The organism is Streptomyces sp. NPDC058664, assembly GCF_042716635.1.
Taxonomy (GTDB): Bacteria; Actinomycetota; Actinomycetes; order Streptomycetales; family Streptomycetaceae; genus Streptomyces.
The window spans coordinates 53,323-60,604 of sequence record NZ_JBHXRW010000046.1 but is presented as its reverse complement, the minus strand read 5'-3'; the positions used below and the strand labels follow the sequence as shown (position 1 = coordinate 60,604).

General features: G+C 72.8%; 7 protein-coding genes and 1 pseudogene. 5 read left to right on the top strand and 3 right to left on the bottom strand.

Translation table 11 applies throughout. The features are described 5' to 3' along the window. Together ACFWUY_RS30145 and ACFWUY_RS30140 are read left to right on the top strand one after the other, a co-directional pair. Window positions 1–99, top strand: a pseudogene (locus tag ACFWUY_RS30145) (heme-binding protein); the annotation flags it as partial. A 138-nt stretch (window positions 100–237) separates the two neighbouring features. Beyond that, on the top strand, window positions 238–1,641 hold the full coding sequence (locus ACFWUY_RS30140; protein ID WP_384116778.1) for a M1 family metallopeptidase: 1,404 nt from the start codon (window positions 238–240) through the stop codon (window positions 1,639–1,641). A 20-nt stretch (window positions 1,642–1,661) separates the two neighbouring features. On the opposite strand, the gene ACFWUY_RS30135 is transcribed toward ACFWUY_RS30140, so the two are convergent. Both ACFWUY_RS30135 and ACFWUY_RS30130 read right to left on the bottom strand, forming a co-directional pair. After that, window positions 1,662–2,189 (bottom strand): GNAT family N-acetyltransferase, encoded by a 528-nt coding sequence (locus tag ACFWUY_RS30135; protein WP_384116775.1) that lies wholly within the window; start codon window positions 2,187–2,189, stop codon window positions 1,662–1,664. A gap of 114 nt (window positions 2,190–2,303) precedes the next feature. Beyond that, a complete protein-coding gene (locus ACFWUY_RS30130) occupies window positions 2,304–2,879 on the bottom strand; it encodes a TerD family protein (protein ID WP_384116772.1) in 576 nt (191 codons plus the stop codon). A 115-nt stretch (window positions 2,880–2,994) separates the two neighbouring features. On the opposite strand from ACFWUY_RS30130, the gene arfB reads away from it, so the two are divergent. After that, the gene (arfB, locus tag ACFWUY_RS30125) at window positions 2,995–3,432 is read left to right on the top strand and encodes an alternative ribosome rescue aminoacyl-tRNA hydrolase ArfB (protein WP_384116766.1); all 438 of its coding nucleotides are present in this window, start codon (window positions 2,995–2,997) and stop codon (window positions 3,430–3,432) included. A 45-nt stretch (window positions 3,433–3,477) separates the two neighbouring features. Here arfB and ACFWUY_RS30120 read toward each other — a convergent pair whose 3' ends face one another. Continuing rightward, complete coding sequence (locus tag ACFWUY_RS30120; RefSeq protein WP_384116760.1) at window positions 3,478–4,041, bottom strand: flavin reductase family protein; 564 nt, start codon at window positions 4,039–4,041, stop codon at window positions 3,478–3,480. A 376-nt stretch (window positions 4,042–4,417) separates the two neighbouring features. Between ACFWUY_RS30120 and cdgB the strand changes: the two genes are divergently transcribed. Next, on the top strand, window positions 4,418–6,181 hold the full coding sequence (cdgB, locus tag ACFWUY_RS30115; RefSeq protein WP_384116756.1) for a diguanylate cyclase CdgB: 1,764 nt from the start codon (window positions 4,418–4,420) through the stop codon (window positions 6,179–6,181). A 95-nt stretch (window positions 6,182–6,276) separates the two neighbouring features. Further along, window positions 6,277–7,254 carry a carbohydrate-binding protein gene (locus tag ACFWUY_RS30110; protein ID WP_384116749.1) on the top strand — a complete coding sequence of 326 codons (978 nt, stop codon included), beginning with the start codon at window positions 6,277–6,279 and terminating at the stop codon, window positions 7,252–7,254. Window positions 7,255–7,282: the final 28 nt, after the last annotated feature.

Here is a 7,282-nt window from a genome sequence, read left to right as displayed (position 1 = left end):
AAGGGCGCCCCGATCGCGGGCATCGGCGTCGCCGGCGCCCCCTCCGGCGACCTCGACGAGAAGTTCGCCCAGGCCGGCGTCGCCTCCCTCGGCAACTGAGCTTCCGCTCGGCAGCAGCCCCCTGGCCGGTGAAGCAGTCCCCCAGCCGGTGAAGCAGTCCCCCAGCCGGCGACGGCGCCCGGACCCCCCGCCGGGCGCCGTCGCCTTTTCCGTATCCGCCCTGCTTAGGATCGGTACGTGAACCACAGCAGGACCCGAGCGGCCGCGGCCCTCGCCGCCGCACTCACCGCCCTCGCCCTGCTCGCGGGCGGCTGCGCCGGGGCCGACGGCGGCGTCCGGGGGACGCCCGGGGCCGCCGGACTGCGCGACCCGTACTTCCCGAAGCTCGGGAACGGCGGCTACGACGTGCTGCGGTACGCCCTGACCCTCGCCTACGACCCGCGCACCGGGCGGCTCGACGGCACCGCCGAGATCACCGCCCGCGCCGGCCAGGACCTCAGCGCCTTCAACCTGGACCTGGCCGGCCTCACGGTCCGCGGGGCGTCCGTCGACGGCGCGCCCGCCTCGGTCAACCGCGCCGGGAACGAGCTGACGCTCAGGCCGCGCGAGGAACTCCGCGCGGGCGCGGAGTTCCGGGCCACCGTCACGTACGCGGGCGTGCCCGAGCCGGTCACCGACGCGGACGGCACCCGGGAGGGCTGGCTGCGCACCGACGACGGGGCCGTCGCGGTCGGCGAACCGGTGGGCTCCATGACCTGGTTCCCCGGCAACCACCACCCCTCCGACAAGGCCGCGTACGAGATCACCCTCACCGTCCCGGCCGGTCTCGAAGCCCTCTCCAACGGCGTCAGGACCGCCCGCCGGACGACGGCGGACGGCCGTGTCACCACCGTGTGGCGCGCGGCCGAGCCGATGGCGAGCTATCTGGCGACGGTCGCGATCGGCCGGTACCGGACACAGGCGGCGACCGCGCTCGGTTCCGTGCCCGTCCTGACCGCCGCCGAGCCTTCGGTCGCGGCGGGCAGCGCCGCCCTGCGGGACGAGATCCCGGAGGTCCTCGCCCGGCAGACCCGCCGCTTCGGCCCGTACCCCTTCTCGGCCGCCGGGGCGATCGTCACCGAGGACGGGACGCTCGGCTACGCCCTGGAGACCCAGACCCGGCCCGTCTTCCCCGTCGCCTCCTTCGACCGGACGACCCTCGTGCACGAGCTGGCCCACCAGTGGTTCGGCAACTCCGTCACGCCCGCGACCTGGCGGGACATGTGGCTGAACGAGGGGTTCGCGACGTACGCGGAGTGGCTGTACGCGGAGGAGTACGGACAGGTCCCGGCGCGGAAGAGCTTCGAACGGGCCTTCGCCGAGGACGCCAACTGGGCCTTCCCGCCGGCCGCCCCGCCCACCGCCGAGAACCTCTTCGACCCGCCCGTGTACCAGCGGGGCGCGATGGTCCTCCACAAGTTGCGCGAGACCATGGGGGACGAGGCGTTCGGCGAGATCCTGCGCGGCTGGCCCGCGAAGTACCGTCACGCCAACGCCTCCACGGCCGACTTCACGGCCTACGCGGAGAGCGTCGCGGGGAAGGACCTGGACGGGTTGTGGGAGGTGTGGCTGTACGGCGAGGGGAAGCCGGACGCCCCTTAGGGACGGCTCGGGGGCGCGGCTCAGGGGTGCAGTGCCTTCCGCATGACCACGCACGGCCGGCCGTGGGCGCGGTCCCGGCGGCGGTCGGTCTCCTCGTAACCGAGGGCGGTCCAGAAGGCCAGCGCCTTCGGGTTGTTCTCCAGGACGGCGAGGCGGAGGCCGGTGCGGCCCTCCGCGCGGAAGCGGTCCTCGACGTACGCGGCGAGCCGGCGTCCGTGACCCGCGCGCCGCGCGTCCGCGTGGACCATGAGCAGTCCGAGCCACGGTTCGGGTTCCGCCGGGTCGGGGTGGTGGCCGAGGGTCACGGCGACGGCGACGAGCCGGCCCTCGGAGCGGGCGAGGAGCACCTCGGCGGTGGGCTCGGCGAGCTCGTCGGCGAGGGCCGCCGCGACCTGCTCGGGCCGGATGCCGGACGGGTCGGGGAAGTCGCCGCTGAGCTGGTGGAACTCCTCGTTCGACGCGTAGAGCGCGGTGAGTTCGGTGAGCAGCGGGCCCGGCAGGGCCGCACCGTCCTCCAGGGCCTTGGGAGTGAGGGCTTCGACGATCACGCGGAAAGGGTAGAGCCCCGGCCGGGTCCCGGCCGGGGCTCTCACCGTGTCGATCCGTCCAAGGCCGACGGGTCCGTCAGAGGCCGACGGGTCCGTCCAAGGCCGACGGGTCCGTCAGAGGCTGACGCCGAAGTCGCGGGCGATGCCCTCGAGGCCCGAGGCGTAGCCCTGGCCGACCGCGCGGAACTTCCACTCGGCGCCGTTGCGGTAGAGCTCGCCGAAGACCATGGCGGTCTCGACGGCGGCGTCCTCGGAGAGGTCGTAGCGCGCGAGCTCGGCGCCGCCGGCCTGGTTGACGATCCGGATGTACGCGTTGCGCACCTGGCCGAAGTTCTGCGAGCGGTTCACCGCGTCGTAGATGGAGACCGGGAAGACGATCTTGTCCACGTTCGCCGGGAGGCCCGCGAGGTTGACGTTGATCTGCTCGTCGTCGCCGCCGCCCTCGCCGGTGCGGTTGTCACCGGTGTGGACGATGGTCTGGTCCGGCGTCGCCTTGTTGTTGAAGAAGACGAAGTGCGCGTCGGAAGCGACCTTCCCCGCGGCGTCCACGCCGATCGCGGAGGCGTCGAGGTCGAAGTCGGTGCCGGTGGTCGTGCGGACGTCCCAGCCGAGGCCCACGGTGACAGCGGTGAGGCCCGGGGCCTCCTTGGTCAGAGAGACGTTGCCGCCCTTGGACAGGCTCACAGCCATGGAAAGTCCCTTTCATCGTGGTGTCGTCGCCTGGAGGAACGCGTACGCGCCTCCAGCGGTTCCCGGTGGTCCCCGGTCGAAAACAGGATGACTCCGATGGCCCACTGCGGGGAACATGGAGGGCATGTCCGGTCCGTATCCCATCCGCGGCTCCGTCTCGCTCCCCGAGGCCGAGCTCCAGTGGCGTTTCTCGCGTTCGTCGGGTCCGGGCGGACAGCACGTGAACACCAGCGACTCACAGGTCGAGCTTCGCTTCGACCTCGCGGCCACGGAGTCGCTGCCCGAGGTGTGGAAGGCCCGCGCCCTGGAGCGCCTGGCCACCCGCCTGGTCAACGGGGTGGTGACGGTCCGCGCCTCGGAGCACCGCTCCCAGTGGCGCAACCGCGAGACGGCGGCGGTCCGGCTTGCCGCGCTCCTCGCCGAGGCGACGGCCCCGCCGCCGAAGCCCCGCAGACCGACGAAGATCCCGCGCGGCATCAACGAGCGCCGGCTGAGGGAGAAGAAGCAGCGCTCGGAGACGAAGCGGACCCGTCAGTCCCGCGACTGGGGCTGAGCGCGCTTCAGGAGCGAAACTTCAGCTTCAGGAGTTCCGGGCGCCTCAGGACAGGTGCCGGTACTTCCCCTGGTAGTACGTCAGCGGGCCGCCCTCCGCCGCGAGGGAGCCGACCGTCAGGACCCGGCCCACGACGAGCGTGTGGTCACCGGCGACGACGCGGCTCTCCGTGCGGCACTCCAGGGTCGCGAGCGCGCCGCCCATGAGCGGGGCGCCGCTCGCCTCGCCGCGGGTGTACGGCAGGTCGGCGAAGAGGAGCCGGTCGCTGACGCGGTTCTTCATGGCGAAGCGCCCGGCGATGTGCCGCTGGCTCTCGGAGAGGATCGACACCGCCCAGACGGGGACGTCGGTGAGCAGGTCGTCCATGCGGGAGCCGTTGCGGAGGCTCACCAGGACCAGGGGCGGCTCGAGGGAGACGGACATGAAGGCGGTGGCGGTCATGCCGACGTCCTCGCCGCGCGGGCCGTCGTCGGGGTCGTGCGCGGTCACGAGGACCACGCCCGCCGCGAGGCGGGACATCGCCGCCCGGAACTCGTCGTTGCTCACCCCCTCAGCATGGGGGATGGCGAGATCGGACACGGGGGGCGAGGCGGGGGTCTTCTGGAGCACACTCGCACGCTAGTCCGGGTCTTCCGGGCGCCGCATCGGGCGGGGGGACCAGTCGGCCACCCCCGCGGGTCCTAGGACCCGCCTCCGGCCGCCCCGCCCGTGAGGCTGCTGCCCGCCTCCGGCGGCCCCGTCCGGAAGGGCCGGGGCGCCCTCGGGCGTCCGGGGCGTCGGGGTGTGCGTCTGACCTGCGCGGAGTCCGTCACGGGAGGGCTCGCGCGACCCGCCATGATCTTCTGTGACTTGAGTCACAGAGTCGAGTATTTGCTGACCCTGTGTACCGGGTGCGCAGCTCGCTGTGATTCAGTGGCGGTGACAGTGCAGTACGAAACCGATGAGAACCCTGGAGTTGCTGTCGAGGTCTCGGGGAGAGCGAGCGATGGAGACCGAGTCGGAGCCGTACGTCCGTCTCTCGACCCTGCGGCAGCTGCATCAGGTCGTGGCGGACCTCAACACCGCGCGCAGTCTGGCGGACACCCTGCAGACCGTCGCCGACGGTGTGGTCGCCGGTCTCAACTACGAGCTGGCCTGCGTCAACCTCGTACGCCCCGACGGTGACCTCGTCGTCGCCGCCTTCGCCGGAAGCTCCGCCGCGGAGGCACTGATCACCGGCCGGGTCGGCTCCCGCGCCTCCTGGGAGCGGCGCCTCGCCATGGCCGACGCCTGGGGTGACCTGCGGTTCATCTCGCACACCGAGGGCTGGGTGCTGATGGAGGACGACGTCCCCCAGTGGCACACCGACGGCCCCGCGCCCCGCTTCGAGGACGAGTGGCACCCGCACGACCGCCTCTACGCCCCGATGTACGCGTCGGGCTCCGGCCGTGAGCTCCTCGGCGTCATATCCGTCGACCGCCCGCGCAACGGCCGGCACCCCGGCCCCTGGGGCCAGGAGGCGCTCCAGATGTACGCCTCCCAGTCGGCGATCGCCATCAGCAACGCACGGCTCCGCTCCAACATGCAGCGCGCCCTCGTCCGGCTCGAACGGGAGCAGCAGGCCCTGCGCGCCAGCGAGGAGTCCTTCCGCCAGGCCTTCGAGTACGCCCCCTCCGGGATGGCCATCGCCGAGATGGGCGGCGACCAGCACGGCCGGCTGCTCCGCACCAACGACGCCCTGTGCCGGCTCCTCGGCCGGCCCGCCTCCGTCATGCGGCGCTACTCCTTCGCCGACCTCGTCCACCCCGAGGACATAGGCACCCTGCTCCGGACCTCCGCCGAGGGCGGCCGGGCCGAGCTGCGGCTCGGGCGGCGCGACGGCACGTACGTGTGGGTGTCCCTCCGCAACTCGGTCGTCGCCGACACCGCCGACGGCCCCCGCTTCCTCCTCACCCACGTCGAGGACATCGAGGAGCGCAAGCGCCACGAGCTCCAGCTCGCCCACCGCGCCTCGCACGACGCCCTCACCGGCCTTCCGAACAGTGCCGAGCTGCGCTCCCGGCTCTCCGCCCGGCTCTGCGAGCGCCCGGCGGCGCACGCCGCGGTCGAGCAGGCCGGCGGATACGGCGGCGGTTACGACTCCGCCCGTGACGGCGGCTACGACACGGGCCACGACCCGGGCCGCTCCGGCTACGACACCGCCGTCTCCGCCGTTCCCGCCCACGCGGGCCACGCGGGCCACTCCGGTTACGAGGTGGCGTACGAGCACGAACACGAGCACGGCTTCGGTTTCGAGCCGGCGGGCGGCGCCGGGCCGTACGACCACCACGTCCACATCGTCGCCCCTTCGAGCGGCGACACGGACGACGGCACCAAGGGCCTCGCCGTCCTCTTCTGCGACCTCGACGGCTTCAAGTCGATCAACGACCGCTTCGGCCACCACACGGGCGACGCCGTCCTCATCGAGGTCGCCCGCAGGCTCACCACCGGCGTGCGCGACGGGGACACCGTCGCCCGGCTCGGCGGTGACGAGTTCGTCGTCCTCGCCGACGGCCTCGGCGCGGCCGACGCCGCCGACCTGGCCGTACGCCTCCGCAACGCGATCATTCCGCCGATCCGCGTGGACGGCCGGGCGGTCCGCGTCGGGGCCAGTTTCGGCATCGGCTGGGCCGAGTGCGGAATGACCGTGGAAGAGGTCCTGAACTCCGCGGACCAGCGGATGTACGTGGAGAAGCGTTCCCGCGCCAAGCTCCACCGGCGGGCGGGCTGAGTCCCTCGACACCCCTGGGACCGCTCCGGGGGCTGGTCCGTTCGAGGTAGGCTCGGCCGGTCGGCGACGGCTGGCGAGCATGGAGAGGAACCCGGATGGCTGCCGGTAACGACGGCGCGAACAAGCCCGAGAACGACGACCCGTTCGGCTACCTGTACGAGGACGGGCAGGCGGCGGGTGCCCAGCCCCCGCAGGGCGGCGGCTACGGCTACCCCGGTCCCGCGGCCCCTCAGCCCGGTGTGCCCCGGACCTCGTACAACCAGGTCAGAACGGTCGGCGACCGTCGCCAGTACGGCGGACAGCCCCAGGGGCACCAGCAGCCCTACGTACCGCCGCAGCAGCAGGCCCCGTACGGCCGGCCGCAGGCGCAGTACGCCGCCCCGGAGACGTACGGCGGCCCGCCGAGGCAGTCCCCGCCGCCGCAGCATCAGCACGGCGGCTCCGGCCGCGGCCCCAACACCAAGGGGCTCCTCATCGGCGCGGTCGCGGTCGTCGCGGTCGTCGTGATGGGCATCACGGCCGCGGTGATCAGCAACAGCGGCGACAAGGACGACAAGGGCACCCAGGCCGGCGGCGGCACGACCGCGACCGCGCCCCCGACGGTCTCCCAGGAGCCGAGCGCCGAGCCGAGCACCGCCGAGACCCCGGCCGAGCTCCCGAAGCAGGACGCGGCCACCTTGAAGCTGGGCGGCACGGCGACCGTCGGCAAGGACATCAAGGGCGCGAAGGGGCCGGACGGCGCCTACGTCTCCTTCAACGGCGTGGGTGGTTCGGCCAGCTGGTCCGTCGACGTGCCGGACTCCGGGGCGTACACGCTGCGGATCATCTACAGCGTGCCGGGCAAGGACGCCAAGACCTCGCTGACGGTCAACGACGCGACGCCCCGCGAGGTGAACATGTCCAACTTCGCCAAGGCCGCCGAGGGCGACTGGGAGAAGGGGTGGACGTACACGTACGCCTACGTGAACCTGAACAAGGGCACGAACACGCTCAAGATTTCGTGCGAGGCGGGCAACACCTGCGACGCGATCCTCGACCAGGTCTACCTGGAAGCCGGCGAGACCGGCCGGTGACTCCGGCGCCCACCCGCCCTGGTGGGTC